The following is a 23,896-nucleotide window of genomic DNA, read 5'->3' on the forward strand; positions in this document are numbered from 1 at the left end:
TAATGGCGGAATCTGTTACGCCGCATTGGTGCCCCGGGCGGAAGAACAGTGGTCCGGGGGGAGGACGGGATATCTTTTGGGCAACGACACCATTTCATCGGGTGGGGACGAACCCGTGCGCGAGCCGCAGGTCCTCAAAATCCCGCTCACGGCCGATCCTGTGTTCTGGAATGCAGTTGACGCAGCCAAGGCTTTTCACCGCGTCACCCAAGGTCGGCAGCTGTCGACGTTGGACCTCGTCGGTCCAGCCCTCCAGGCCCTGAAGCAGCGCACCGGCGCCATCGCGACGAAGCGTCTCGAAGCGCTCGACATCGGTTACTACTCGCGCAAGGGCACGCTGCGGCTCCCGCTGTCGACCAAGCCCTTGGCCGACGAGGTCGCTATGCACCTCATGGCCACTGATGCACGTCGCACCGGTTCGGCCCCTGGACACCGCCGGCACTATTGGAGAACCACGCGCGCCGTCGTGCTGGTCGCCCTCTACATGTACGGCCTCGCCTGCCGTGCCATTTTGATATCGACCTACGGCAAGGACGACTTCCCGCCGCCCGACCGTCCTTAACAATACCTTAAGTTGCGGCCCCTCAGTCTCTTAAAACGACCCGCCAGCCGCGTCTGTGCGGCGTTCCAGCCACGGGATGCGTCTTTTTTTGGGCATCGTGCGGACTCCGCTCCGCTTTCCGCTTGCTTCCGCTCGCCTATTTGGTGATTCTAGGGCTCCGCTGATTTGCAACTGGCGGACGAATGGCCTCTACGCTGATCCGCGGCCCCGGACCCCAGCGCCAATGAAGCCAGGCTGAGCAACCTACCCCTCTGCCTTGCGCAGATCACAGACGCCTCTGCTGCGGGGGCGGCCTAGATGAGGGGGGACTCGGCCAGATAAGTTGGGGTTACGCCGCAGCGCGCGGCCAGTAGTTTTTTGGGGGCCTTATGCCGTGGAAAGACACGACGCCGTCGCCTGATCAGATCAAGCGTCGCGTTGCCTACTTGATTGCCGTTCGGTGTCGCCAGCAGGGCATCAAGAACATCGCCGAGAAGGCGGGCTTCAATCGAGATACAGTGAGCGCCTACGCCGATCCCAATTACGGGTCGAAAGGCGGGCCTCAGAAGTTAGACATCACCCTCGCCATTCTCGGCGCAACCGGCGACGATTTCGCCCAGGTGATGTACGCCGCTCAGAACTCGACCGATGAGGCGACCTTCTGGGCGATGATGCACTGCGTCCTGGTCGCCCAACAGCAGCTGGCCATCCGTGCGACCAATGAGGACCGCCTCGCGGGCGGCCGCCTCCTGCCACAAGCCCTCGCAGTGCCGCGCACACGCGCCACCGACCAGGTCATTTCTCACGAACCGATCTACGACGAGCCACACCGCCTCGCCATCTAACACCCGCCCGGCCCAACAAGGCCCCGCCCAGGCAACTGGAGCGGGGCCTTTTTGCGTCTGGGTTTCCGGCCTGACGCCGCCGTTCCGACCGCGCCGATCGTCAACCGCCGGAGCAGGCGGACAGAGCGAGAGGGAGAGGAGGATTCGAGAGGGGCAAGATCGATAGGGCGAGAGAAGAGAGCCCTTCCGGTCCGGTTCAACCCTTTCCGGAGACCTCCGATGACCCACGCTTCCGCTCGCCTGATCACAGGTTCGCTTTTCGACGCCCCCAGCCGGACAGATGCACTGATCGCCGCCGCTTGGGTGCTGGCCGTCGCCCTGGGCAAGGGTCGTCAACTCGACGCCCGGCTCCTCCGCACGACCCTGGAAGACACCTTCGGCGCAAGCGACGCCGAAGGGGCGTGGGACTGGAAGGACGCCTACGAGGCCTCGGAGCTGGCCCAGGTCCTTTACCTTCGCCGGCAGGCTTCCGCCCTGATTGGGCGGCGCGACGCGCCCTTCGAGATTCTCGCGGAGTTACGCGATCTTCTGGCGCTCACCCCGTCCCAGACGCGCCGGTCGGAGAACCAGGTCGCCTTCCAGCAGTTCTCCACGCCGGTCGACCTCGCCTTCGTCGCCAGCATCGCCCTCGACACCCGGTCCAGTGACGTGGTCCTCGAGCCTTCCGCCGGCACGGGCCTTCTGGCCGTGTTTGCCGAAATGGCCGGCGCGCGCGTCCACCTCAACGAGCTGGACCCGCGCCGCGCCGAGTTGCTCGACACTCTCTTTCGCGACACGCCCGTCACCCGCCTGAACGCGGAACAGATCAACGATCGCCTTCCTGCGTCGGTCCAGCCGAACCTGGTCGTGATGAACCCACCCTTCTCCGTCACGCCAGATGTCGTTGGGCGGGCTCAGGGCGCAGACTTCCGGCACATCGCCTCCGCCCTCGCCCGGCTGGCCCCCGGCGGCCGCCTTGTCACCATCGCCGGCGCCGGTCTTTCCCCTGAAGCTCATCCCCAAAGGTTCGCCGCCCTTCAGCGCCGGGGCGCCACACTCGCTTTCACAATGCCGGTGGACGGTCGGGCCTATGCCCGCCACGGCACGACGATCGACACTCGCCTGACCATCTTCGACAAGGTCGCCCCGGCCGATGCGGAGCAACTGACGCAATCGGGCCCGACCGCCAGCGATTCAGCCGCGCTGCTGCAGGCGGTCTTGGACGCGCCTCGTCGTCTCGGCGCTCCCGCGCCAATCGCAATACCCCGTGCGCCCGTTCTGCGCCCAACCGCCCCCCGCGTCGCGGCTCGCCCTGCATCCGGACTGGTGACCCCGCCTTCGCCGACGTTCGCCGACGTCATCGAGCTTGACTACGCCTTGGCCAACGCCGGAGATCACCGCCCCGGCAACGACGCCGACGGGATCTACGAGACCTACGCCGTCGAAAGCATCTCCATCGCTGGCGCGAAACCCCACCCCACGCCTCTGGTGCAATCCACCGCCATGGCTGCGGTCCGCTTGCCGCGCCCGACCTACCGTCCCCACCTCCCCCGCCGTCTGGTCGACGACGGCATCCTTTCTGAGGCCCAGTTGGAGACCATCATCTATGCCGGCGAGGCGCATAGCGCGGATCTGGCCGGATCGTGGGTCGTCGACGAAACCTTCGACAACGTCAGCGCCGCGCCAGACGGCGATGAACGCGCAGTCACCTTCCGCAAGGGCTTCTTCCTCGGCGATGGAACAGGGGCCGGCAAGGGGCGTCAGCTCGCCGGAGCCATCCTCGACAACTGGCTGAAGGGCCGCCGCAAGGCCGTCTGGATTTCGAAGAACGACCCGCTCCTCGAGGACGCTCAACGCGACTGGACCGCCCTCGGCGGCCGCCGCGAGCAGATCGTTCCGCTCTCCCGCTTCAAGCAGGGTGCCCCGATCACCCTGTCTGAGGGCATCCTGTTCGTTACCTTCGGCACGCTGCGTTCCGGCGCTCGCCAGGAGAAAGCTTCGCGCCTGCAGCAGATCCTCGACTGGCTGGGACCGGACTTCGACGGCGTCGTCGCGATCGACGAGGCTCACGCTCTGGCCAACGCCGCAGGCGAAAAGGGGGCTCGTGGCGACCGCGGACCCTCCGAACAAGGCAAGGCCGGCCTCCGGCTGCAGAACGCCCTGCCCCGCGCCCGGGTCCTGTACGTCTCAGCGACCGGCGCAACGACGGTGGCCAACCTGGGCTACGCCTCCCGCCTCGGCCTCTGGGGCGGCGCGGACTTCCCCTTCCCCACGCGCGCCAGCTTCGTCACCGCGATGGAAGCCGGCGGCGTCGCCGCCATGGAGGTTCTCGCTCGCGACATGAAGGCGCTGGGTCTCTACACCTCGCGCGCCCTGTCCTACGCCGGCGTCGAATATGAGATCGTCGAGCACGCGCTGACCAGTGCTCAGATCGAGATCTACGACGCCTACGCCGATGCGTTCTCGATCATTCACAACAACCTTGAAGACGCCCTGAAAGCGACCGGCATCAGCAGCGAGGACGGCGGCGCCCTCAACGGGAACGCCAAGGGCGCGGCCAGGTCGGCGTTCGAGGGCGCGAAAGTCCGTTTCTTCAACCACCTTGTCACCGCCATGAAGGTCCCCACGCTCATCCGTTGGATCGAGAAGGATCTTGCCGAGGGTTTGGCGCCCGTCATCCAGCTCGTCAGCACCGGCGAGGCCATGACCGATCGTCGCCTGGCGGAGGTCCCCGTGTCCGAATGGCACGACCTGCAGATCGACGTCACGCCCCGCGAGTACGTGATGGACTATCTGATGCACTCCTTCCCCGTGGCCTTGTTCGAACCGTACTCGGACGAGGACGGCAACATGCGCTCGCGACCCGCCGTCGACGCCGGCGGCCAGCCCGTCCTTTGCCAGGAGGCGCTCGCCCAACGCGACGAGCTGATCGAGTATCTCGGCGCCCTGCCCCCCGTTCAGGCCGCGCTGGACCAGATCGTTCATCACTTCGGCACGGATCGCGTCGCTGAGGTCACCGGCCGGTCTCGCCGGATCGTCCGCAAGACCACCCAAGGCCAGAGCCGACTCTGTGTCGAGACTCGCCCGGGCTCCGCCAACCAGGGCGAGACCGCCGCGTTCATGGACGGCAAGAAGCCCATTCTGGTCTTTTCGGACGCGGGTGGGACCGGCCGCAGCTACCACTCGGATCTCGGTGCGGTGAATCAGGCCACACGCGCACACTACCTCCTGGAGCCAGGCTGGAGGGCTGACGCAGCCGTTCAGGGCCTCGGCCGCACCAACCGCACCAATCAGAAGCACCCGCCGATCTTCCGGCCGGTCGCCACCAATGTGAAGGGCGAGAAGCGCTTCCTCAGCACGATTGCCCGCCGCCTCGACAGCCTCGGCGCGTTGACCAAGGGCCAGCGCCAGACCGGCGGCCAGGGTCTTTTCCGGCCGGAAGACAACCTCGAGTCTGACTACGCCAAGACGGGCCTTCGTCGGCTGTATCACATGCTCTATGCCGGTCGCGTCGACGGACTGACCCTTGGCGCCTTCGAGGCCGCGACCGGTCTGTCCCTTTGCGACACGGATGGCACGCTGAAGGAGGACCTGCCCCCGATCACGCAGTTCCTGAACCGCGTCCTCGCCCTTCGTATCGACATGCAGAACAGCATCTTCGGCTATCTCGAGGAACGCATTGAGGCCGAAGTGGAAGCCGCTGTCGCCGCCGGCGTCTTCGAAGTCGGCGTAGAGACCCTGACGGCGGAACGGTTCACCGTCACCGCCCGCAAGACGATCTTCACCCACGCCGAGAGCGGGGCGGAAACCCGCCTCCTCACCGTGACCCAGGTCCAGCGCGTCCAGCCGCTGCGCCTTGCCGACGTTATGGGGATCCGCGCCGATCGCGAGGGGGTCTTCCTCATCAACCGTCAGTCCGGCCGGGCGGCGCTGGCTGTTCAGGCCCCCGCAAGGATGTTCGATGACGGCCGCGTTGAAGACCGCGTCCGCCTGTATCGTCCAATGTCTCGCGATACGGTCAGCGTCGGCGAACAGGCGGCGTCGCAATGGCAACCTGTCGAAGAGCCCGCCTTCGCTCTGGCCTGGCAGACCGAGATCGACAGCCTTCCCGAAACCATGGAGTCGACCATCAGCGTCGTCACCGGTCTCCTGCTCCCGATCTGGTCACGACTGCCCCAGGACACGACGCGGGTCTATCGCCTGCAGACGGACGACGGGGAGCGTATCATCGGCCGTATGGTCGCCGAAGCAGACCTTGGCGGCGTCTGCCGCCAGTTCGGTCTGGACGCGCCGGCTGTATCGCCAGTCGCCGGATGGGCCATGGTTCGCGATCAGGGCGTGACCCTGCAACTGGCCGAAGACGTTTCGGTCCGCCGCAGCCTGGTCATGGGCGCTCAGCGCATCGAGGTGACCGGCATCCTGCCCTCGTCCCTGCCCGCCATGAAGGCGATGGGTATGATGACCGAGATCATCAGCTATCGGACCCGTCTCTTCATTCCTTCGACCGACGCCGGCGCCGACATCCTGGCGCGACTGGTCGCTCGCTATCCGCTGGTCTCGACGATCGCCCGCCCGCGGGCCGCTTGAGGCCTTCCATGAGGTCCACCTGAACCAGGGCCTCGACGTTCAACACCCCGCCGCCTGTCGGCGGCCGTCCTGCAGGGTCGGCTGATCACGGCGCCAGTCCTTTGGGGCCTGAGAGAGCCGCATCCGCGCCTTCACGAGAGGGGGACCGGCGAAGGGTCGGGCTAGAGCGCCCTCGACGGTCCAGGCAACCGCTGGCGCGGTCCTCCACTCCGTTTCGGCCCTTCGGGTGCATGCCCGTCGCCCATCGCCTGTTCGGTCCCCGTGAAGGTCGCAGGGTGCGGCCCGGCCACAAGGAGGACTCGCCATGTTGAACCCCGATCCCCATCCCGCCCAGGACATCAGTCCTACGGCCGCGTTGCTCGACGAGCTCGCCCTGACGGGCTATCGGCCCATCGGCGATGAACAGGATCCGCGTCCACTTCCGGAAGCGGACGTTTGCCGACAGGCGCTCGCTGACGCCTTCGACGCAATCGGATGGATGCTCAACGACACGCGCCTCGAGGAGGAGACGTCCGACATCCTCTGGCAGTTCACCAACATCTTCCACCGCAAGGTCGATCGGGTCGGCCGGGTGCTCGATGACAACGAACAAGCGCAGCGCCGCTCCATGATGGAGCAGAATGGCTCGGAGGTCCGCTCAGTCGAGCTGGAGCGCCTTACGGCGGAGGGGATCAGCCTTGTCGAGCAGCGGAACGCCTTCGAATTTGTCCGCGACACCGCCGCTCAGCTGTTCGCCCAGCACACCGGGTCCGCGTGGCGGCCGGCGGCCGGCTCGATGGTCAACCGCAAGACGGTTACGTCGGCCATGATCGACAGCCGCGATTACATGAACGCCAAGGCCCGGGCTGACAACGCGGTCCTGGTCCCACAGGGCACCCTCATTGCCTTCACTGCAGGCCCAGACTTCAACGACCACGACAAGATCTTCGCCGCTCTCGATCGCGTCCGGGAAAAACACCCCGATATGATCCTGATCCACGGCGCAACACCCAAGGGCGGCGAGCGCATCGCAGCGTGCTGGGCCAATAACCGGGGCGTCACTCAGATTCCGTTCAAGCCTGACTGGAACCGCCACGACAAGGCGGCCCCGTTCAAGCGAAACGATGTGATGCTCGATCAACTGCCTGCCGGCGTCGTCGCCGGGCCCGGCAACGGCGTGACCATGAACATGGTCGACAAGGCCCGTGCGCGTGGCATCCCCGTAATGCAGCTCGCGGCCTAACCGGCTACGCCCACCGATTCTCTCAACCACCTCTGCGCGGGTGGATTCGCCCGCCATAGCGCGTGCAACTCGCTGCTTCGCCATTCGAGCGCTGCACTCCGATCAGTGCCGGAAGTATCGGCGACCATCGCGACGATCTCCGGATAGCGACGCCGCGCGATTTCCAACGCCTTGCCCATCCTCTCCGCGTCCCCGCGTCGATGGGCCGCCAGCAAATCCGTCAAAACCCACGCCGGATGCTCGTCGCCCTCGAAATGAGGTCGGCGGCGCTCGAAGGACGCGTCATCACCGGTGCGCACGTCCAGGATCGCAAGCAGATACCTCGCGCCCATGCTGTCGCGAGGCTGCTGTCGCATCACCCTGCGATAAATCCCGCGCGCCAGATCGGCGTGGCCGGTCTCCACCAGACAGCCCGCCAGCAGGGTCGCGGCCCGGAGGTACGGGCGCGCCTCCACCATGTCGAAAACATCGCGTTTCGGCGGCGCCATCACCTTCTGCCGGGCCCTGACGCGATTCCAGGCCTCGTCATGCGCAAGATGCGCCAGCGCCAGACGCACATAGGGCGCGCTGGCCAGCCGGCGGACCTCTTCCTGATCCGCGAGGACAATCAGCGCATCGGGACATCGGGGATCGATCTGCAGCGCCGCCTCGACGTCGAGGATCTCCTCCAGCGCTCGGCCGCTTACCAGCCCCTCGGCCAGGACTTCCTGCGCCCGCAGCTGGCGTGCACCAGCATCCATCGACTCCATTTGACCTCCGATTGTTCGTCGTTCCTCCTGCCCCATCGTCCCCGCCACGGCTAGATATCCCGCCTATCTCCGCTGGCGCGGCCGGCGGGAGAGGGGCTCGCTGCGCTCGCGCATTCCTCGGCGTTGCAGTCGGCATTGGAGGGGGGCCGCCCCCTCACACGTCAAGACGACCCCTCGCCCTGACGGGCGGGGGCGAGAAGGCCCGGTATCCCCAGCCTTCGCCGCTTCGCGCCTGCAGGCCGGGTGATCCCCCTCCGGGCCTCTCGGTCTGTGACGTGTTTCACCCCCCTAAGCGCGCGGCTTTGCCGCCCGCGCTCCGGAAACTCGCGCGGGCGTGTTTCGATTAAGTCGTTCCTGCGGTGCTGATTTGGAAAGGCCGGAGATTGTCTCTGGCGTGGGCATCGCGAGGCTTGGGAACCGTCTGCGTCCAATCAAAAACAAGGACGATGACGATGCAAATGACCCCTATTGATACCGCTTCGGCGACCGAAGTTTCCGGCACCATCCGGGTGCGCCTGGGTGCGAAGTTGAAGGTTGCGCCTGAGAACGTGCGGGCCAACAGCAAGCCCGCCCAAGACGACATCAGCGGACTGTGCGACTCCATCGCCTCCCCCGTGGGGCTGCTGAATCCTCTGGTCGGCTATGAGGAGGACGGCGTCCACTACGTCACCGCCGGGCGGCGGCGTCTGCGGTCGCTCGAACGGCTGAAGAAGGAGAAGCGTCTCCCGGCCGACATTCAGGCGCTCGGGGTCAGTTTCGTCCTGAAGCCCAAGGCCGTGGCCCTCGAAATCAGTCTGGCCGAGAACGCGCAGCGCGAGGCGATGACGGTTCAGGAAGAACTGTCGGCCTACAGCGCCCTTTCGGCCAAGGGGCTGGACGCAAGCGAGATCGCAGCGGTGACGGGTTCGACCCGCAAACGTGTCGCGCAGCTTCTGAGCCTGTCCCATGTGGCCCCCGCCGTCCTGGACGCGTTCTTCGCCGGTCGGTTCGACATCGACACCCTGCAGGCTTTCACCCTGACGGACGATCATGAGCGGCAGCTGCAGGTCTGGGGTCGCTTCGAGGGTCAGCGTCACATCAACGACTGGAATGTGCGCTCGATGCTGCTGGACAGCACTCTCGACGCGTCGGATCGGATCGCCCTCTTTGTCGGGCGGGACGCCTATGCGGCGGCGGGCGGCACGTTCGTCATCGACCTGTTTCAGGACGGGGACGACACCACGGCGGCGTGGGCTGACAGCGCTCTCGCCCACCAACTCGCCCAGGACAAGCTGAACGAAGCCGTTGAGGCGGTTCGGGCCGAGGGATGGGCCAATGTCGAGGTGGCGCAGAAGTCCTATGGCTACGAGGGCGGTCAGCGCCGGCAGTATCCGGCGCGGCGTGACGCCACCGAGGCCGAAGCGGCGCGGATGGCCGAACTTCGGGCGATCAGCAACGACCACGATATCGGCGCGTGGGATCGGGCCGTAGCCGGTGAAGAACTGCGCAAGCTCACGGAAACGCTTGAGGTCTGGACCGACGAGCAAAAGGCGGCGGGGACTGTGTTCCTGATCCTGCAACACGGCGGGAAGCTGACGATCGAGCGCGCCTACTTCCGGGCCACCGCGCAGAGCGGGGGCGGGACCGGCGAGGCGAAGGAGAAGCCCGCGTTCGGCCACGAAGGCCACCAACGGATGACCCGTATCGCTACGACCGCCGTTCGCAACGCCGTCGCCGTCAACCCGGCCGTCGCCTATGACACGATGGTCGCCCACCAAGGCTGGATGGTTCTGCGGAACCGTTCTGACCACGGCTATGCCCTGTCCTTCGCGAAGGCGGGGGCCGAACCGGCCGAGGGGATCACGGTCAAGGGGGATCGCGAATACGAGGACCTCTATGCCGCTTGGGATGAGCGTCTGCCTTCGACCTATCTGGAGTTCTTCCCCTACGTCGTCGCCCTGAGCGCGGGGGAAAAGGCCGAGCTTCTGGCGCTCTGCGTGGCCTGCCAGTTGAACGCCGTCGAGAGCCGGGCCGACTATCGGCGGCCTCGCGCGTGGGCCCAGCTGGGGCTCATCGCCGCTCACGCCAAGGTCGATATGGCCGAGCGCTGGACGCCGGATGCGGAGTTCCTCAAGGGCGCGGGCAAGAAGGCTCTGACGCAGGCGATCACCGATATGGGCATGGACGCCGAACCGTTCGCCAAGGAGAAGCGCACGGGACTGGTCGAGATCGTGGCCCGGAACGCCGCCAAACACCGCTGGACCCCGCCGATGCTGGCGACCCTGGCGGAACCGACCCTGTCACCCAGCAACAACAAGGCTGATATCGGGGCTGGACCGGCCGGGGCCGTTGATGACGATGATTTCGCGGACGACGAGTTCATCCAGGACGAGGACGCCGAAGCGGGCGCCGAGGACTGAACCTTTGCGGAGGGGGCTTCGGCCCCCTCCCCTACTCTTGTCGGAATCCCCCATGTCCCGTTGCATCCCTATCGACGACGCGCACCAGGCGACCTTGGTGTCCATCGCCCTTCGCCGTCTGAGCGTGTCGGCCGAGATCGCCCAGCATCCCGCCAAGGCCGCCGCCCTGCGTACCCTGATCGAGCGCGCCTCGTCGGCCGCCCTCGCGGAACAGCCTTCCACTGCCTTCATTGCCGCCGTTCGGGCGGACGTTCCGAGCCGACGTTTTCGGCTCGTTCCGATGGACGGCGCTGACCGCCTTGCAGCCGGTTACGCCGTCCTCGGCCTCAGCGAGGCGCAGACGCTCGCCGACGCCGCCGCCCAGGTTGGTCAGTTGATCGGGCAGACTGTGCCTCGCGCTCAACCGTTGGAACACTTGGCCGAAGCCGGGTTCCACGTCTTCCATTCGCCGGCTGGCCTCGACTAGCCCGCATCCGTCGCATCGAGCCTGGACCACTCTGGACAGGCCACCTTGGGGGTCAGCTTCGGCTGGCCCCTTTTTTTGCCCTTGTGGGCCCTGGGTTGCGCGCGACGGGGCCGGTGTGCGAAAAGGCCCGCGCTGTCAGTCCGATCCCTGCATCCCCCACCCCATGGATGCAGAGATGAAACAGAACCTTCTCGGCCGACCTTCGGCCTTCGCCATTGTCGCCTGCGCCGTATCGGCGCTCGCCTTGTCCGCCAGCGCTCACGGGCTTCGTTCTCATTCGGAGATCGAGGCGGCGGCGTTCGCGGCCGTGCGCGACGGCCCCGGGCTGGACCTCCTCACCGACCCCACGCCCACACTCGATATGCTCGCTGCGGATCCAGTGGCGCGCGCGATCCGCGCAGAGGCCGACGCCAGCCGGCTCGTCGGCCGGGCCCTGCCCCATGTGCCGACCGCTCCGGACGCCGCCGCTCCGCTCGATCCCCTGATTGCCGCCAAGGTCGCCTCGACCTTCGCCGCATTCTCGGAACCCGGCGCGACGCGGCCCGCCGCGCCGGTCCAGGCGTTCAGTTTCCAGCGCTACCTGTCTCGAGCAGCTCGCGCGCCCCGGACCCGCCGCGCTTCGTCGCGATCGTCGACGCCGGCGGCTCACGTCCAGTTCGCCATCCAGGCCGCGGCCGAGCGGTCGGGCGTATCGCACGGCTATCTGTGGCGGGCGGCCAAGCGGGAATCGTCATTTGACCCCTCGGCCAGGGCGGCGACGTCCACGGCGGCGGGCCTCTATCAGTTCATCGAAACGACCTGGTTGCTCACCGTGCGTCGCCACGGCGCATCCTATGGCCTCGGTCACCTCGCCTCTCAAATCCACCTTGACCGAAACGGCGAGCCCTTCGTGAACGACCGCGTCGTGCGCCGCCAGATCCTCGCGCTGCGCTATGACGCCCAGCTTTCCGCATATCTCGCCGGCGAGTTCACGCGCGAGAACGCGAGCGCCCTGCGCTCCTACCTGCGTCGGCCGCCGCGCGACGGCGAGCTGTATATGGCCCACTTCCTCGGCTCCGGCGGAGCTGTAAGCCTCCTGCGCGCCAACGCGCATGATCCGGCCAGATCAGCGGCGGGGCTCTTCCCTCGCGCCGCCTCCGCAAACCCGAGCCTGTTCTATGCCGGCGGCCGTCCCCGCAGCGTCGCCAGCCTCAGGATGCTCCTCATCTCCAAAGGAGAGGCCGCCTAACCGCAGTTTTCAGCGGAGTCGCAAGCTCGGACGTATGTCGTTGGATTCGCGGAATGCCTCTATATTGCGTCGGGCTCCGCGCGGCGCTAATGGTGATCCGCACGGGGCTGTTCGCAGTCCTCATTTTCACATGTCCAGACACCGCCCCGGCCCTTGTTTCGGGGCGTAACTCACCGCATAGTGTGGGCGAGAGGTGCTGTTCGTGTCCGACAAAACCCACGCCAATGTTGCCGCCCGCCTTCCCCAAAGCGTCATCGCTGGGCTGAAGGCTGAACGGGAAGCCCTCGGCCTGCGATCAGTGTCGGCCGTTGTCGAGCGCCGCCTACAGCGTTGTGTCGCCAACGGTTTTGCCGCCGGCATCTCGCGCCAACCTCTGTCGGGAAGCCGCGTTGACCTCGCCTTCAAGCGGCATTTCGTCGATGCCCTCAAAGAAATCGCCAAAGACCAGCAGGCCGACCTGGGCTCGTTGATCTATTCGGCCACCGCAGATCTTCGGGCGCCTTCGCGCCTCGAAGGCGTGTCCACGCGGTCACATCTCTCCGCCGACCTGAGCGGAGCGCGCGCCGCCTAGCGGCCGCATACCCCTCGCCGGGGCCTTTCCAGGACTCAAACATACCGCCGAATTGTAACTTGGCGTTAACCCATTCGGCCGCTCATTGCCCCTGTTTCCCAATTGCTGTTGGGAAAACTTGACGCGAATCGTGGGGCGCCGTCCCATGACCGCACCACCAAGCGAGTCGGAGGGGTCCAGACAAAGAAAAACCGCCGTCCCCAGAGGGAACGGCGGGCGTGCTTCAAAAAAAGCAAGGGTCTAAATTGTGCAGAACCCTTATGCGCGCTCGCTCCCCCCATCGTCAAGACAAAAACGCCCTTTGAGGGCGACGGCGAAGCTTTGCCCGAAATCCCTCCCTGAATAAGGGAGCGACCGATGCTCACGCATCATCAGGCCAGCGCGGGTGCGCGGGGCCTACGACCAGTCACGCCTGCCCATCGGCGGGCGGAGGATTACGCGCGCCAGTGGTCCGGTTTGCCGGATGGAGCGACCAAATCCAGTCTCCTCCGCCTCCTGGAGGACGTCCCTGCCCGCGCTATGGGCCTCAAACCCCGGGAACGGGCGTTCCTGCATCACCTGGTGAAGCTTCAGCCGGCGGAGTGCTTCAAACCCTCGGCGGCCTTGGCGGGGCTCGATCTGGATGCGGCTGGGCTCGCCCTCATCTCGACCTACGCCGACGCCTATCTGATGGCGGATCTCGACGTCACTTGCCGCACCTTGGCTCGCTGGCGCGAGAAAACGAGCCGCCTGGGCTGGATCAGCTTCCGGGACAGCCCCGATCGCACCCGCTACCGGATCGGCGCGGCGGACGCGCCCGAGGAGGCCTACGGCGTCGATCTCCGGCCCCTGATCGTCCGATACCGCGAACTGGAAGCCCTTCGCGACCAGGACCGCGTCGATCGCCACGAGCTGCGCACCCTGCGACGCACCCTCAGCTGCCGTTCAACACGCATTCGCAGCCTGCTTGCCGTCCTCCTCGCCAGCGAGGAACACGGCTTCGCCCAGACTGCTTTGCGCGCCATCGAGGCGGTTCGCCGCGGCAAGGATCTCGACATGGCCCGGATGGCCGTCGCCCAGGCCGACGCAGCCGTGGGACGCCTTGAAGCCCTGCTGGACCACCAGGTCTGGAGTTCTTCAGGGGTGACAGAAGAGTCCGGCGCGCCTGACAGAAACGGCGCCCAATTACTCCCTACTCAGCCTGGAAAAATTCTAATTAGTGAATCTTCTCTAGGTAGAGGGGCTCTCCGAGAGGAGTACGCGGCCTCGACGGAGCCAACACCGGCCGAAACCGACGCCCTGGACGAGGATGGCGAGGTCTTGTGGCAGTCATCCGCTACCTACGACGATGATCCTGCTGAGGATGACCAGGATAGCGTGACCGTCATCGAAATCACACCCGTCTCAACGACCCGCCGACGTCCCCGGGTCAACGCCCCGGCCATAGGCGACATCATCATCGCCCTGCCCGATATCCTCGCCCAGAAGGACTTCCCCTTCACGCGCCATCCCATGTTCCCGACCGACGAGGCCCTTGTGGTGGCCTACGGGCAGTCCGCCGCGAGCCGTGTTGGGCTGACGAAGGAAGAGATCCGCCGCCATTCCGCCGGCGACGCCGGAGTTGCCTTCGCTGTGGCGGCGCTTTTGGCCGAGTTTACGGCGGACGTCCGCAACCGGCGGGCCTACCTGCTCGGCCTGGTCGCGCGCCTCAACGATCCTCTTGTGACCGTCAATCTCTGGGCCAGCTGGAAACGTCTCGTCCGCGTATCCACACCGGACTGACTTCACTAAGATTCAACCTCCGGACGTCACACTGGCGTCCAAGTATTCGAGGGCGTGACCATGACCTTCCCCGTCGTAGAGACCTTTGCCGACTTCGACAGCCATGCGCGGCGAGCTGCGACCGCGCAGGACGCCAGTCGGGTTCTTGGCGGGCGGCCCGTCGAGTTCGCCAGCGAATACCTCTCGGGCCCGTGGCCGACGCTTGAAGGCTTCGATCAAGACGCCGCGCGCCTCGGCGTAGCCGAATTCGCCCGCCGCGTTCCTGTCATGGGGGGTTGGGTGGTCTCAGTGTCCTTTTGGCGGCCGCGCCCTGCCCTGCCCCGCGCTATGACGCCTAAACAGGCCCTGGCCGCCCTCTCCTGCCCTCCTACCGGTCCGGAAGGGCCACCGGACGCCCGTACAGCCGCTGGCGAGACCTTTGGTCCCTCCGGTCGCCTGTATCGCTCCCTGGCGGCGCTTCGGCGCTCCAACGCCGCCGCGCTTGCCGCTGGCGTCATCCGGATCAGGCCGCTCGACGAGCGCTGGACGTTCGACATCCGTTTTACGCCGGCTCCGCCCGTCTCCAAGTCCGCTCGCCCGGGCAAGACGACCGTTCCGGCCGCATCGGCAACCCCTTCCTCGATCGTCCCGCCTATCTCGGACCTCGGCGCCAACGAGGTTCACGATCCCCTTGGCACTGACGTGGTCTTGGTTGACGATGAGGGCGACGGGATTCGCGTCAGGGCTTCTGCCTAGCCTAGACCACTCTAGACCACTCTAGACCTGTCTAGACTGGTCCGTGGCCTCCGGGGTTGTCCGTGCCATCCGTCGCCCGCCGTGTGGTCCGTGTTCTCCGTTGTTTGCCGTGCCCTCCGGGCCGTCCGTGCCCTCCGGGCCGTCCGTGCCCTCCGGGTTATCCGTCACCTCCGTGACTTCCGTCGCGTCCGTGGTGTCCGTCTTGTCCGTGGGGGCCGTGTGGTGTAGGGTCTCCGGATGCCACGGCGCGTCCGTGCTCACCGGACGCTCGGGAGGGAGCCTCATGCCGAACATCATCTTCGCCAACACCAAGGGCGGCAGTGGAAAGACCACGGCCGCTTTGACCCTGACCTCGGAGCTTCTCGCCGCAGGAGCCCACGTGGCGCTCCTGGAAGGCGATCCGAACCGTCCGCTGGCGCGCTGGGCCGAACGCCGGGGCGCGCCGGTTATCGACGGACCAAAGACTCGAGTGGGCAGCGCGGCCGACGCCGCCGTCGCGATCCGCGAAGCAGCCGGCGACAGCAAGCTGCTGGTCATCACCACGGACAATGATGACGAGGCCGTCCTTGACTGGCTTCAGGCCGCGCAGGGCTGGGGAACCTTCGTCATTGCCGATCCGGAGGGGAGCCCGAACCAATGGCTCGCCCAGGTCATCTCCCAAGCCCATCTGGTTCTTGTGCCGTTCGCGCCCACGACGTTGGACGCCAATCAGGTCGCTCGCACCATCCGGCAGATCAATCAGACGGAACGGATCTCCAGCAAAGCCATCCCGCACCGGATCGTCATCACCCGGGCGAACCCCGGCGCCGTCATGACCCGCGACGAACGGGACATCCGCAAGTCGCTCCTGGAGAACGCCTTGCCGTTGATGGACGTCTCCCTGGCCGACCGGCCTGCTTTCCGGGGCATGTTCAAACACGATGCCCTGCTGAGCGAGTTGACCCCCGACCAGGTGGGCGGTCTGCCGCAGGCGCGCAGCAATGCCGCCGCCTTCGCGGAAGAAATCATCGAAATCCTCCGCCAGCCCGCCGCACAGAAAGCCGCATGATGACCAAGTCCAGCGACGCATTCGGATTCGAGGCGATCGGCGAGGAGCGCAAGGGCCTCGATCTGTCGGATTTCACGCGCTCGCCAGGGGCGCCGATCGACAGGCCTGCGGCCGAGGCCGCCCGGGAAGTCGCCGACGCGGCCGGGTTTCAGTCGCGCGGCAAACCTGCATCGCCGCGCCGCGCGGGGCAGGGGAGGGCCAACCCTCCCGGAAAGGTCAAGATCAGCGATCTGATAGGCCGGCCCGATGTCCCCGACGAACCTCGCGCCCAGCTGAACATGATGGCCCCGGCGAGCCTTATCGTGCGGTTCAAGAAGATCGAGCACGAACGGGGCGTCAGGGCGTGGGAAGTGCTGAAGGCCGCCTTGGACGCGCTCGAAGGGCCTGAGCAGTGAGGGACCGCCTTCACCAGCTCAACGACCACGAACTGTCTGAGGTTCTGGCCGCCCTCGCGGCCTGGCAGTTTCCGGGCGGTTTCACCGACGAACAGCTTCAGGAAATCGCTACTGACGGCGGACGCTACGCCCGAATGGACACGCGCGGCCTTCAGGCCATCATCGACCGGCTCAACCGCGAGGGTGAACCGGTCCAGTCTCGGCCGGCATAACCGGCTGTCCCGGTCGGAGGTAGTGATGGACAAGCGGCGCATCGCTGCCGAACTGCACAATCTCTTTGGCGACGACCTGGACAGCCGGTTATCGGCGGCCAAGGTCGCGAACAATCTTTGCGCCCGTAGCCCTCTCGTAAATCGCGCCTCCGCGACGGAAGCCGCATTTGCGCGGATGTGGGATTACGAAGCCAGTGGGCTTGTTGAGAACTGTCCTGGCCCCCGTGGAGGCGCTGGTTGGAAGCTCACGTCCAAGGGCACGGCGCTGCTAATGACCCGCGCATCAACCCCACATGCCGGATAGCCCTAAAGTCGGTTGAGAGACCGGCCGCAGGGCCGCCGCGTTTCCACGCCCATGACGTCGCTCGTGAAGTCGCCCTGCCGGCGATAGGCGCTCGGGCGGGCGAAGGAGCCCGCCCAGAGGCCCAGACGCGCCTCACAGGCCCGCATGGCGCTGCTGCGGTAGTTTCCCACGAAGAAGGGAACGGCCAGCCCTCTGGACGTCAGCCAGTCCGCCAGATCCACGCCCCGCACCGTGCAGCGCACGACGGCCCGGTCCTCATGGTTCAGCGCCCGGGCCGGGTTCCAGTCGCGGTAGTCGCAACGCACCTGGTCGCGCCCGATGTAGGTCCGGAGCGCCTCGGCGACATGCTCTCCGCACAGGAACGCCTGGCCATTGCGCAGGCACTGTTGCCGGATCTCGGGCGCGTCCACGCCCCACAGCCGTAGCCGATCATTGCCGATCGCCAAGGTGTCGCCGTCGACGACGCGGGCCCGGCCGACATAGGTCGCGCGCCTTTCCGTAGCGGCCGCGGCGCTGGCCAGGGCGATGGAGAAGCCGACCGCGATCGTGGCGGCCCAGAAGACGACGGGGAGATTGCGCATTATCGGGTCTCGGTGATTTCAGGCAGGGCAGGGGAGCGGGCTTCAGGCGTTGGAAGGACGACGAGGGCGGTCAGCAGGACCCCCACCATCCATGTCGCGGCCGCGAACCAGACGATGCGCTTGCGGCGCTTGGACGCCGCGCTGCGCTGGCGCCCTTCAATGGCGTCGTGGATCCAGCTGAGGTAGCCCAACACGCCGGCGGAAAAAAACGACAGGCACGCCAGCGTCAGGACCGTGGAGGCGCCCAGGAGCGGGGGGACGATCACCGCTGCGCCAGAGATCAGCGCCACCCGCAACAGGAATCGGGAAAGGCGCTGAATGGCCCCTGACTGGCCCACCAGGCCCGCCCTGACCCTCGGCGGAATGATCCGCCGCCAACCCAGGTGATCGCGCCCTGAGCGGCTTCCCCAGGGCCCGGCATCGCCTTCGGCCTGCAGCTGTCTCTTTCCGAACATCAGCCGCCCCACACCGGGGGCAAAGCGACGGATCTCGGGCGCGAGGCGCGGAGTATCTCGAGCTTCGTCGGAAGCGGCATGGGTCCGCGCTCGAGGAGAACCTCGCAGATCATCTCCATGAACCTGAGCTTGCCGAACGCCAGCTGGCCGGCCGCGCCGACCGCTGTCGTCGACGGCGAGACGTCGAGGGTCGCCGCCAGTTGCCGCAGTTCGTAGATGTGCAGAAGGCTGAGCAGATCGGACACGCCCGGCTTGCCGATCGTCGCCGGCATCGCCAGCGCCGGCACAATACCGGGCTTCGCCACCCGGAAGCCCACATGAAGGGGCAGGCAGCCTCGCAGCTCACCCACGGCCGCCGGCGTCGAGAGAACCCAGATTTCCGCCAGATACGCCTTGGCGGCCGTCACCAGATGGACCAGGGCGCTCCGATCGGAGGCCGCGTTCCAGAAGAAGATCCCGCAGATCCGGCCATCCTCGATCACCGCGAGGTCTACCTTGCCCCCACACGGCAGACGCAGGTCCCGCATCGTCCTGCAGTGGGGCCGTTCATTCTCCAGCCAGACATAGGCCGCATCGATCAGATAGCCGGTCATGCGGCCACGCTCCGGTGAACCGCTTCCCGTTCCAGGTCGAACGCATCGAGCGCTTCTTGTTTCGCGCGGCCGAGGATCTCGCGGATCGAGCCATCCGCCTCGAGCAGATGCACCACCCTGTGACCCAGGGGCCCGCGCGCGATGACGCCCGCCTGCAGGAACCCCAGAACCGTAGTCCCTTCACGCCAGGCGAACACAAGACCGCCGTCCGACGCACCCAGCGCCGACGGCAAGCGCAGCAGATGTTCCGGGGTCATCCCGTGGAACGACGCCCTCCGGACAAACTCCATGATGAACGCATGGCCCAGCCGGATGGCCTTGGCGATGTCGTCTCCCGTCACGACGTGCGTCGGCTCGACGATTAGCCCCGAAAGCTTGTCATACCAGGGCTGGCAGAGCCCCAGCTCCTCATCATCGAAGATCATTGGGTTCTCCAAGTCGGTCTCTCCTGTGTGATCAGATCTGTTTCGCCCCGGCCGCGAGCCGGCCCCGGGCAGCGCTCCCCGAAAATCGAAGGGCGGGCCGCGGCGGCCGCAACGGCTTCGCCGTCCTCCGCTGCGCTGCGGTCCTGCGGATGCGTCCCCCGCTCGGAGCCCGCCCGATTGGTTTCGGGTCGCCCGGGGATCGGCCCCGCGCGCGAGGAGGCTTCCAAATGAAGGATCGCAAGAGTCCCGCCGACCGGATCACCGCCAGCATCATCGAGCAGCTGGAACAGGGCGTTCGGCCCTGGACCAAGCCGTGGGCGTCCAAGGCCGGCGGATCCGTCGCACTGCCGTTGCGCGCCAACGGCGAGCCCTATCAGGGCATCAATGTCGTCATGCTCTGGCTTCGCGGAGCCACGGAGGGCTACTCCGGCTCCCGATGGATGACCTACCGCCAGGCCGCCGCCCTCGGCGGGCAGGTCCGCGCGGGCGAGAAGTCCACCCTCGTCGTCTATTACGGCCAGTCCCAGGCCAAGGGAGAACCCGATCCGTCCGCCGGCGACGCAGACGCCCGCAGCTTCCGTTTCCTGAAGGGCTATCCCGTCTTCAACGTCGAACAGATCGACGGCCTTGACGCCGAGTTCTACCCCACACCGGTCCCCGCCCAGGAACCCGATGCGGCCGCCGAACAGGCCCGCATCGCCTCGGTCGAAGAGTTCCTCGCCGCAACCGGCGCCCAGATCAGCTGGTCCGGCGATCAGGCCTACTACGCCCCGGGCCCGGACCACATCCGCCTCCCCGAACGCCACCTGTTCCGCGACATCGAGCAGGCCTACGCCACGGCCGCGCATGAGCTGATCCACTGGACCGGCGCCAAGCACCGGCAAGACCGCACGTTCGGCTCCAAATTCGGCGATCCCGCTTACGCCCGCGAGGAGCTGGTGGCTGAGCTTGGAAGCGCCTTCCTCGGCGCCCACCTCGGCTTGCGGCCCGACCACATCGAGGACCATGCGGCCTACCTCGACCACTGGCTGAAGGTCCTGCGCACCGACAGCCGCGCCATTCTTCGCGCCGCGTCCCAGGCCCAGGCCGCAACCGATTACCTTCTGGCCATCGCTGGACGCGCGGTCGCCCCTGTCACGGAGGATCTCGCAGAGGCCGCGTGACGGCCTTTCCCTACCCTCTTCGTGTTCAAAAGGCGGCACGCCGGCGGCCCTCCGTCGGCGTGTTTCCTGTCGGCGTTTTCCGCAAGGAGAGCGTCTGCCCCATACCCGACACGACATCGATGGGCTCGACGATCTCCTCCACCAGTGTCTCTCGGCCGAACAGTTCCGCCAGGCCGCGCCAGTTGCGGCCATAGGCGACGCTCACGCGGTATCGACCTGGCCTTAACAGTATTTCGGTATGCCCATCTCCAGCGACAAAACCGGTCGCGACAGGACTTCCGTCTTCCCATCGCCGAACCCTAACGACTGCGCGGGTCTCGCCGCCGGCGCCTCGCACCACGAAGGGCTCGTGGCCCGCGGAATAGTCGTTCGGCTCGTGAAGATTGACCGTACCACTCGTCGGGAAGGCCTCCTGTGGCCCTAGCTCGACGACCGCCGGCACATCGGCCAACCCGAAGTCGATCGTGCGCCACCAATTCTTGGCGCCGAGCGCGAGAGTTGCTCCAGCCGAGAGCAGAATGGCAACGCCCGCGAGGATTTGCCTATCGATCACCCGGCGTCGCCCTTTATGACGCATCTGACGCGGGGTCGCATCGCCGAACGCCTTCCGCAAACGCTCGGCCCGGGCCTCCCGGAACCACTCTCTGTCCTCAACGCCCACTGACTTGCTCCTCTCTCACGAAGAGCCAGCCGTTCACCTGCAGGACCTCGCCGGTGTCCATGCACGTCGCCTCGAACGTCCCGTCCAGATCGGCGTCTGCAGCATGGGCGAGATCTAGATCCACACCCGTCGAGAAGAAGTCTCCGCGACAGTCATGGCCGCGCTCGGCGGCCAGCTGCGCGGGCGATCTCGGGGCGGCGCTCACAGCACCGCCCCTTCGATCGCTGCGCGCCCCTTGGAGGGAGGGGGGACAGAGGCGCGCGCGATTTGAGGTTTTCCGGCTTCGACGGGCGAGACCGGCGACGCCGGCGCGAGGGTCAGACTGACGCTATGCCCGGCGAAGAACTTCAGCAGCTCCTCGCCGCTGATGATCCGGACGTCGCCGCACTGGCGTTGCATCTGGCGCAGTCGCTCGGGCGTCCGTCCCGTATGGACGAACAGCCCTCGCGCCTTGCGCCTTTGGCAGACGGCGTCGAAGGCCCAGACGTGATCTTCCTTGATGTAGGCCTTGTAACGCTTGGCCTGGATGAGCCAGCGTTCGCCGTTCAGCGTGAACTGGCCGTCGATTCCGCCGTCCCCGGAGTAGGAGGTTCCCCGGATGATGTTGATGCCGCGCCGGGCCAACTCCGAGAGGATCATGTCCTCGAACCGGTAGGGGCACACCTTGCGCAGGTAGCCGAAGACGCGCCCCGGGTTTTCCAGCGGCGCCATCGAGCGGATGAGCTTCAGGTCGTCCCAGGAACGGCGCTCGTTGTAGGCGTGCTGTTTTTGCGCCTTCGTCTGTTTCGGTCGTTGCAAGAAACCGATGAAGATCGCGAACAGGAAAAACCCCGCCAGATAGGGCAGGGCGGGTTGCATCGCGGTCCAAAGGGCACCGGCGATGTCGATGTTTTTAGTGGCTTCGAGAGCCGCGTTTTCACTCATGTCCTGCATCCTGGGGTTGGGGATGCAGGGATCGGACTGACAGCCCGACTGTTTTGCCACGATTTTCCGGCGAAGTCTTTAACGGCGAGGGTTAAATTCGGGCGTCTCCCCGCCGAGGCGGGGGCGGGCTCTACTCGTCGCTGCGCTCCTCACCGAACCTCGCCAAGGGGCGAGTTTCGTCCCGTCCGGGTGACGATCCCTGACGCGGGATGCTGGACAGCGTTACACCCCGTGTGCAGTCTCCCCGAGACCAAAGGAGAGCACATTGGAACGACTTCCGACCCCTCTGAAGATCGTAACGGTCGCTTTGGCCGTGCCGCTTTTCGCATTCGCGATGTGCGCCATCGCCGTTTTCGCGGTGAAGCTCTTCGGCCTTATGCCCGTATCGGTGGCCGCGCTCTTGCTCTTGCTTGTCGGACCTTCGACCTACGGCTTTCTGGTACGCGCCCAGGAACGCAGAAAGCCCTTCGTGCGGTACGATACCAAGCGCTAGGACTCCGCCGTCCGTCTGGGCATTTCGCCGAGTTCGTCAACCAAACTGCGATCTGTCAACCACGGCTCGGTTTGTAAACCGGGCCACTTTCACGGTTCGTTCCGTTCCTATGTCGTGAACAGGACACCGCCTGTCCCTCGGCCCTGCTCCTCGAGACCGGAAGGTGCGGACCCCAGATCGCTAGCGGCCCGGGCCCGGTCGCCGCCAACCGCTGCGCAGTCCTCCACTCCGTTCCGGCCCTCCGGGTGCGGCTCAGACCCTACCCGCTACGCGTTCGGTCACGCACTGATCCCGGTGCTGTCTGGAGGCCCCATGTCCGACTTCGACCCCAAATCCCTCGACAACAACACCCGCCGGATGCTCGACGTCTCAACGGCTCACATCTCCCAGGAGACCTGTGACGCCGCCACCGCCAAGGCAATCAGCTGGGCGAACACCGGCCCGACCGAGTTCGGTTTCATCGTCTACGTTCACCAGGAACGCGACGACGAGACCCACAACGACCTCTGGGCCGTCATCGAGTTCGCCCGCGCTTGGGGCTTCGACTACGTCATGTTCGACCGAGACGCTCCGCACCTCCCCGAAGGCGCCGCTCTACCGGTCTTTGACTGGTGACCACGCGCGCGGCCGCTGGACACGACCGGTGGCCGCGTGTGACCATCCTGAAACGGAGCCCTTCATGACGCGCATGACCTCGCCCCTCTTTCCGATGACCTTCGCCGCCATGGCGATCGGCCTTATCGCCTCCCTCCTGATCGCCTTTACGCCGGTCATTCATTCCGGCCTTCCGCTGGCGATCGTCGCCGGCGGCCTCATGCTGGCGCTGATGACCGCCGGGATCGCCATCGACCGGCGCCGGGCTATGCCCGCCGCCGTTCTGGTCCGGACCAGGTCTTAGGCCTCGACCACGTCCGCGAACGCCCTGCAGTCGTCCAGCAGATCGCGGGCGACGGCCGCGCAGTCAACGAGCGACGGCCTACCGGCATCCTTCGCCATGTCGTCCAGTTCGTGCCTCGCATAGCGGGGACTTAGGGCCGCGACGACGGCCTGCGTCCGGTCGTTTCGCACCTTCAGCCCCGCGCCGGTCGCCGCCTTCAGACCACGCATCAGGTCATGCCTGATCTCGCGCCGGTTCTGATCGTCCGTCCAGCCGTTTGCAATCAGGGCGGCCTTCAGCGCCAGCTCGATGGCGCAGCACAGCATCTGCGCGCGCGGGGCCCACGCCTCCGGCTCAGGCCCTTCGGAGCCGGCGCGCAGGAAGCCCTGCGCATTTTCCAGAAACACCGGCACCAGGTGGGCGTCCGCCGATCGCTGCCGCATCGTCTATCGCCCCCTTACGTCCGCTGACACCCGCACCAGGTCCTCGCCCATCATCTCGAGCACGATCCGCTCCTTCTCATTGGTCGGCCGGATGATGATCCCGAAGGTGAACGGTCGCTCCACGAACGCGGCTGGGCTCAGCAGCGAACGCACGTGTTCGATCTTGTCCGGATCCATCGGCATCCACCATTCCGGCATCTCATTACCCACGCTTGTTTCGCCCTTCTCGCGCACGTTGC

At 66.4% G+C, this 23,896-nt stretch carries 28 protein-coding genes; 18 read left to right on the forward strand and 10 right to left on the reverse strand.

Going from position 1 to position 23,896, the window contains the following annotated elements; translation table 11 throughout:
- Positions 1-76 precede the first annotated feature (76 nt).
- The 4 genes from LG306_RS16990 (at position 77) to LG306_RS17005 (ending at position 7,174) form a co-directional block, all read left to right on the forward strand.
- Entirely contained in the window at positions 77-562 is a 486-nt protein-coding gene (locus tag LG306_RS16990) for a hypothetical protein (protein WP_153923423.1), read from the forward strand.
- A gap of 368 nt (positions 563-930) precedes the next feature.
- Entirely contained in the window at positions 931-1,386 is a 456-nt protein-coding gene (locus tag LG306_RS16995) for a hypothetical protein (RefSeq protein ID WP_404419800.1), read from the forward strand.
- 219 nt (positions 1,387-1,605) lie between these two features.
- Positions 1,606-5,952, forward strand: coding sequence for a strawberry notch-like NTP hydrolase domain-containing protein (locus tag LG306_RS17000; protein ID WP_404419802.1), 4,347 nt, complete (start codon positions 1,606-1,608; stop codon positions 5,950-5,952).
- A gap of 304 nt (positions 5,953-6,256) precedes the next feature.
- The gene (locus tag LG306_RS17005) at positions 6,257-7,174 is read left to right on the forward strand and encodes a DUF2493 domain-containing protein (protein ID WP_153923426.1); all 918 of its coding nucleotides are present in this window, start codon (positions 6,257-6,259) and stop codon (positions 7,172-7,174) included.
- Here the strand turns inward: LG306_RS17005 and LG306_RS17010 are convergent.
- The gene (locus LG306_RS17010; RefSeq protein ID WP_404419804.1) at positions 7,171-7,923 is read right to left on the reverse strand and encodes a hypothetical protein; all 753 of its coding nucleotides are present in this window, start codon (positions 7,921-7,923) and stop codon (positions 7,171-7,173) included. The genes LG306_RS17005 and LG306_RS17010 overlap by 4 nt on opposite strands.
- Before the next feature lie 452 nt (positions 7,924-8,375).
- Between LG306_RS17010 and LG306_RS17015 the strand changes: the two genes are divergently transcribed.
- From LG306_RS17015 to LG306_RS17060, 10 genes are all read left to right on the forward strand, one after another.
- The gene (locus LG306_RS17015) at positions 8,376-10,322 is read left to right on the forward strand and encodes a ParB/RepB/Spo0J family partition protein (protein WP_194943556.1); all 1,947 of its coding nucleotides are present in this window, start codon (positions 8,376-8,378) and stop codon (positions 10,320-10,322) included.
- Between the two features lie 52 nt (positions 10,323-10,374).
- Positions 10,375-10,788, forward strand: a complete 414-nt coding sequence (locus LG306_RS17020) for a hypothetical protein (RefSeq protein WP_040350236.1) — start codon at positions 10,375-10,377, stop codon at positions 10,786-10,788.
- Between the two features lie 175 nt (positions 10,789-10,963).
- Positions 10,964-12,016 (forward strand): transglycosylase SLT domain-containing protein, encoded by a 1,053-nt coding sequence (locus tag LG306_RS17025; RefSeq protein WP_194943557.1) that lies wholly within the window; start codon positions 10,964-10,966, stop codon positions 12,014-12,016.
- Between the two features lie 202 nt (positions 12,017-12,218).
- Positions 12,219-12,587, forward strand: coding sequence for a hypothetical protein (locus tag LG306_RS17030; protein ID WP_153923430.1), 369 nt, complete (start codon positions 12,219-12,221; stop codon positions 12,585-12,587).
- Positions 12,588-12,944: 357 nt separating this feature from the next.
- The gene (locus LG306_RS17035; RefSeq protein ID WP_153923431.1) at positions 12,945-14,348 is read left to right on the forward strand and encodes a helix-turn-helix domain-containing protein; all 1,404 of its coding nucleotides are present in this window, start codon (positions 12,945-12,947) and stop codon (positions 14,346-14,348) included.
- Between the two features lie 60 nt (positions 14,349-14,408).
- On the forward strand, positions 14,409-15,083 hold the full coding sequence (locus tag LG306_RS17040; protein ID WP_153923432.1) for a hypothetical protein: 675 nt from the start codon (positions 14,409-14,411) through the stop codon (positions 15,081-15,083).
- 283 nt (positions 15,084-15,366) lie between these two features.
- Positions 15,367-16,131, forward strand: a complete 765-nt coding sequence (locus tag LG306_RS17045; protein ID WP_153923433.1) for a division plane positioning ATPase MipZ — start codon at positions 15,367-15,369, stop codon at positions 16,129-16,131.
- On the forward strand, positions 16,128-16,526 hold the full coding sequence (locus tag LG306_RS17050) for a hypothetical protein (RefSeq protein WP_153923434.1): 399 nt from the start codon (positions 16,128-16,130) through the stop codon (positions 16,524-16,526). Before LG306_RS17045 ends, LG306_RS17050 begins: the two co-directional genes overlap by 4 nt.
- Positions 16,523-16,738, forward strand: a complete 216-nt coding sequence (locus LG306_RS17055; RefSeq protein ID WP_153923435.1) for a hypothetical protein — start codon at positions 16,523-16,525, stop codon at positions 16,736-16,738. Before LG306_RS17050 ends, LG306_RS17055 begins: the two co-directional genes overlap by 4 nt.
- Positions 16,739-16,763: 25 nt before the next feature.
- Positions 16,764-17,042, forward strand: a complete 279-nt coding sequence (locus LG306_RS17060) for a hypothetical protein (protein ID WP_153923436.1) — start codon at positions 16,764-16,766, stop codon at positions 17,040-17,042.
- A 2-nt stretch (positions 17,043-17,044) separates the two neighbouring features.
- Here the strand turns inward: LG306_RS17060 and LG306_RS17065 are convergent, their stop codons facing one another.
- From LG306_RS17065 to LG306_RS17080, 4 genes are read right to left on the reverse strand one after another with little or no spacing between them, the layout of a single operon-like run.
- Complete coding sequence (locus LG306_RS17065) at positions 17,045-17,623, reverse strand: thermonuclease family protein (protein WP_153923437.1); 579 nt, start codon at positions 17,621-17,623, stop codon at positions 17,045-17,047.
- Positions 17,623-18,078 carry a hypothetical protein gene (locus LG306_RS17070; RefSeq protein ID WP_194943558.1) on the reverse strand — a complete coding sequence of 152 codons (456 nt, stop codon included), beginning with the start codon at positions 18,076-18,078 and terminating at the stop codon, positions 17,623-17,625. The genes LG306_RS17065 and LG306_RS17070 overlap by 1 nt, the downstream gene beginning before the upstream one ends.
- Positions 18,078-18,671, reverse strand: coding sequence for a hypothetical protein (locus LG306_RS17075; RefSeq protein ID WP_153923439.1), 594 nt, complete (start codon positions 18,669-18,671; stop codon positions 18,078-18,080). The genes LG306_RS17070 and LG306_RS17075 overlap by 1 nt, the downstream gene beginning before the upstream one ends.
- Positions 18,668-19,096, reverse strand: coding sequence for a hypothetical protein (locus LG306_RS17080; protein ID WP_153923440.1), 429 nt, complete (start codon positions 19,094-19,096; stop codon positions 18,668-18,670). The genes LG306_RS17075 and LG306_RS17080 overlap by 4 nt, the downstream gene beginning before the upstream one ends.
- A 227-nt stretch (positions 19,097-19,323) precedes the next feature.
- Here LG306_RS17080 and LG306_RS17085 point away from each other — a divergent pair, with 227 nt between their 5' ends.
- On the forward strand, positions 19,324-20,259 hold the full coding sequence (locus LG306_RS17085; protein WP_404419809.1) for an ArdC family protein: 936 nt from the start codon (positions 19,324-19,326) through the stop codon (positions 20,257-20,259).
- 25 nt (positions 20,260-20,284) lie between these two features.
- Here the strand turns inward: LG306_RS17085 and LG306_RS17090 are convergent, their stop codons facing one another.
- From LG306_RS17090 to LG306_RS17100, 3 genes are read right to left on the reverse strand one after another with little or no spacing between them, the layout of a single operon-like run.
- Complete coding sequence (locus tag LG306_RS17090; RefSeq protein WP_153923442.1) at positions 20,285-20,920, reverse strand: hypothetical protein; 636 nt, start codon at positions 20,918-20,920, stop codon at positions 20,285-20,287.
- Positions 20,910-21,125, reverse strand: a complete 216-nt coding sequence (locus LG306_RS17095; protein WP_153923443.1) for a hypothetical protein — start codon at positions 21,123-21,125, stop codon at positions 20,910-20,912. The genes LG306_RS17090 and LG306_RS17095 overlap by 11 nt, the downstream gene beginning before the upstream one ends.
- Complete coding sequence (locus tag LG306_RS17100) at positions 21,122-21,844, reverse strand: restriction endonuclease (protein WP_219352627.1); 723 nt, start codon at positions 21,842-21,844, stop codon at positions 21,122-21,124. Before LG306_RS17100 ends, LG306_RS17095 begins: the two co-directional genes overlap by 4 nt.
- Positions 21,845-22,109: 265 nt before the next feature.
- Between LG306_RS17100 and LG306_RS17105 the strand changes: the two genes are divergently transcribed.
- The 3 genes from LG306_RS17105 (at position 22,110) to LG306_RS17115 (ending at position 23,235) form a co-directional block, all read left to right on the forward strand.
- Entirely contained in the window at positions 22,110-22,337 is a 228-nt protein-coding gene (locus LG306_RS17105; protein ID WP_153923445.1) for a hypothetical protein, read from the forward strand.
- 312 nt (positions 22,338-22,649) lie between these two features.
- Positions 22,650-22,952 (forward strand): hypothetical protein, encoded by a 303-nt coding sequence (locus tag LG306_RS17110; protein ID WP_153923446.1) that lies wholly within the window; start codon positions 22,650-22,652, stop codon positions 22,950-22,952.
- 64 nt (positions 22,953-23,016) lie between these two features.
- Complete coding sequence (locus LG306_RS17115) at positions 23,017-23,235, forward strand: hypothetical protein (RefSeq protein ID WP_153923447.1); 219 nt, start codon at positions 23,017-23,019, stop codon at positions 23,233-23,235.
- Here the strand turns inward: LG306_RS17115 and LG306_RS17120 are convergent.
- On the reverse strand, positions 23,232-23,657 hold the full coding sequence (locus LG306_RS17120; RefSeq protein WP_153923448.1) for a hypothetical protein: 426 nt from the start codon (positions 23,655-23,657) through the stop codon (positions 23,232-23,234). The two genes, LG306_RS17115 and LG306_RS17120, sit on opposite strands and share 4 nt — an antisense overlap.
- A gap of 3 nt (positions 23,658-23,660) precedes the next feature.
- Complete coding sequence (locus tag LG306_RS17125; RefSeq protein ID WP_153923449.1) at positions 23,661-23,891, reverse strand: hypothetical protein; 231 nt, start codon at positions 23,889-23,891, stop codon at positions 23,661-23,663.
- Positions 23,892-23,896 lie beyond the last annotated feature (5 nt).

The sequence above is a fragment of the Brevundimonas vesicularis genome (genome assembly GCF_044807075.1).
In the GTDB taxonomy this organism is placed as follows: domain Bacteria; phylum Pseudomonadota; class Alphaproteobacteria; order Caulobacterales; family Caulobacteraceae; genus Brevundimonas; species Brevundimonas vesicularis_G.

What these genes read in the sequence shown, in the direction of transcription:
- LG306_RS17010 (WP_404419804.1), bottom strand. Translation starts at nt 7,923, where the DNA reads ATGGAGTCGATGGATGCTGGTGCACGCCAGCTGCGGGCGCAGGAAGTC.
- LG306_RS17100 (WP_219352627.1), bottom strand. Translation starts at nt 21,844, where the DNA reads ATGAGTGAAAACGCGGCTCTCGAAGCCACTAAAAACATCGACATCGCC.
- LG306_RS17025 (WP_194943557.1), top strand. Translation starts at nt 10,964, where the DNA reads ATGAAACAGAACCTTCTCGGCCGACCTTCGGCCTTCGCCATTGTCGCC.
- LG306_RS17075 (WP_153923439.1), bottom strand. Translation starts at nt 18,671, where the DNA reads ATGACCGGCTATCTGATCGATGCGGCCTATGTCTGGCTGGAGAATGAA.
- LG306_RS16995 (WP_404419800.1), top strand. Translation starts at nt 931, where the DNA reads ATGCCGTGGAAAGACACGACGCCGTCGCCTGATCAGATCAAGCGTCGC.
- LG306_RS17085 (WP_404419809.1), top strand. Translation starts at nt 19,324, where the DNA reads ATGAAGGATCGCAAGAGTCCCGCCGACCGGATCACCGCCAGCATCATC.
- LG306_RS17115 (WP_153923447.1), top strand. Translation starts at nt 23,017, where the DNA reads ATGACGCGCATGACCTCGCCCCTCTTTCCGATGACCTTCGCCGCCATG.
- LG306_RS17005 (WP_153923426.1), top strand. Translation starts at nt 6,257, where the DNA reads ATGTTGAACCCCGATCCCCATCCCGCCCAGGACATCAGTCCTACGGCC.
- LG306_RS17000 (WP_404419802.1), top strand. Translation starts at nt 1,606, where the DNA reads ATGACCCACGCTTCCGCTCGCCTGATCACAGGTTCGCTTTTCGACGCC.
- LG306_RS17035 (WP_153923431.1), top strand. Translation starts at nt 12,945, where the DNA reads ATGCTCACGCATCATCAGGCCAGCGCGGGTGCGCGGGGCCTACGACCA.
- LG306_RS17065 (WP_153923437.1), bottom strand. Translation starts at nt 17,623, where the DNA reads ATGCGCAATCTCCCCGTCGTCTTCTGGGCCGCCACGATCGCGGTCGGC.
- LG306_RS17070 (WP_194943558.1), bottom strand. Translation starts at nt 18,078, where the DNA reads ATGTTCGGAAAGAGACAGCTGCAGGCCGAAGGCGATGCCGGGCCCTGG.
- LG306_RS17040 (WP_153923432.1), top strand. Translation starts at nt 14,409, where the DNA reads ATGACCTTCCCCGTCGTAGAGACCTTTGCCGACTTCGACAGCCATGCG.
- LG306_RS17045 (WP_153923433.1), top strand. Translation starts at nt 15,367, where the DNA reads ATGCCGAACATCATCTTCGCCAACACCAAGGGCGGCAGTGGAAAGACC.
- LG306_RS17015 (WP_194943556.1), top strand. Translation starts at nt 8,376, where the DNA reads ATGCAAATGACCCCTATTGATACCGCTTCGGCGACCGAAGTTTCCGGC.
- LG306_RS17020 (WP_040350236.1), top strand. Translation starts at nt 10,375, where the DNA reads ATGTCCCGTTGCATCCCTATCGACGACGCGCACCAGGCGACCTTGGTG.
- LG306_RS17110 (WP_153923446.1), top strand. Translation starts at nt 22,650, where the DNA reads ATGTCCGACTTCGACCCCAAATCCCTCGACAACAACACCCGCCGGATG.
- LG306_RS17050 (WP_153923434.1), top strand. Translation starts at nt 16,128, where the DNA reads ATGATGACCAAGTCCAGCGACGCATTCGGATTCGAGGCGATCGGCGAG.
- LG306_RS17120 (WP_153923448.1), bottom strand. Translation starts at nt 23,657, where the DNA reads ATGCGGCAGCGATCGGCGGACGCCCACCTGGTGCCGGTGTTTCTGGAA.
- LG306_RS17080 (WP_153923440.1), bottom strand. Translation starts at nt 19,096, where the DNA reads ATGATCTTCGATGATGAGGAGCTGGGGCTCTGCCAGCCCTGGTATGAC.
- LG306_RS17060 (WP_153923436.1), top strand. Translation starts at nt 16,764, where the DNA reads ATGGACAAGCGGCGCATCGCTGCCGAACTGCACAATCTCTTTGGCGAC.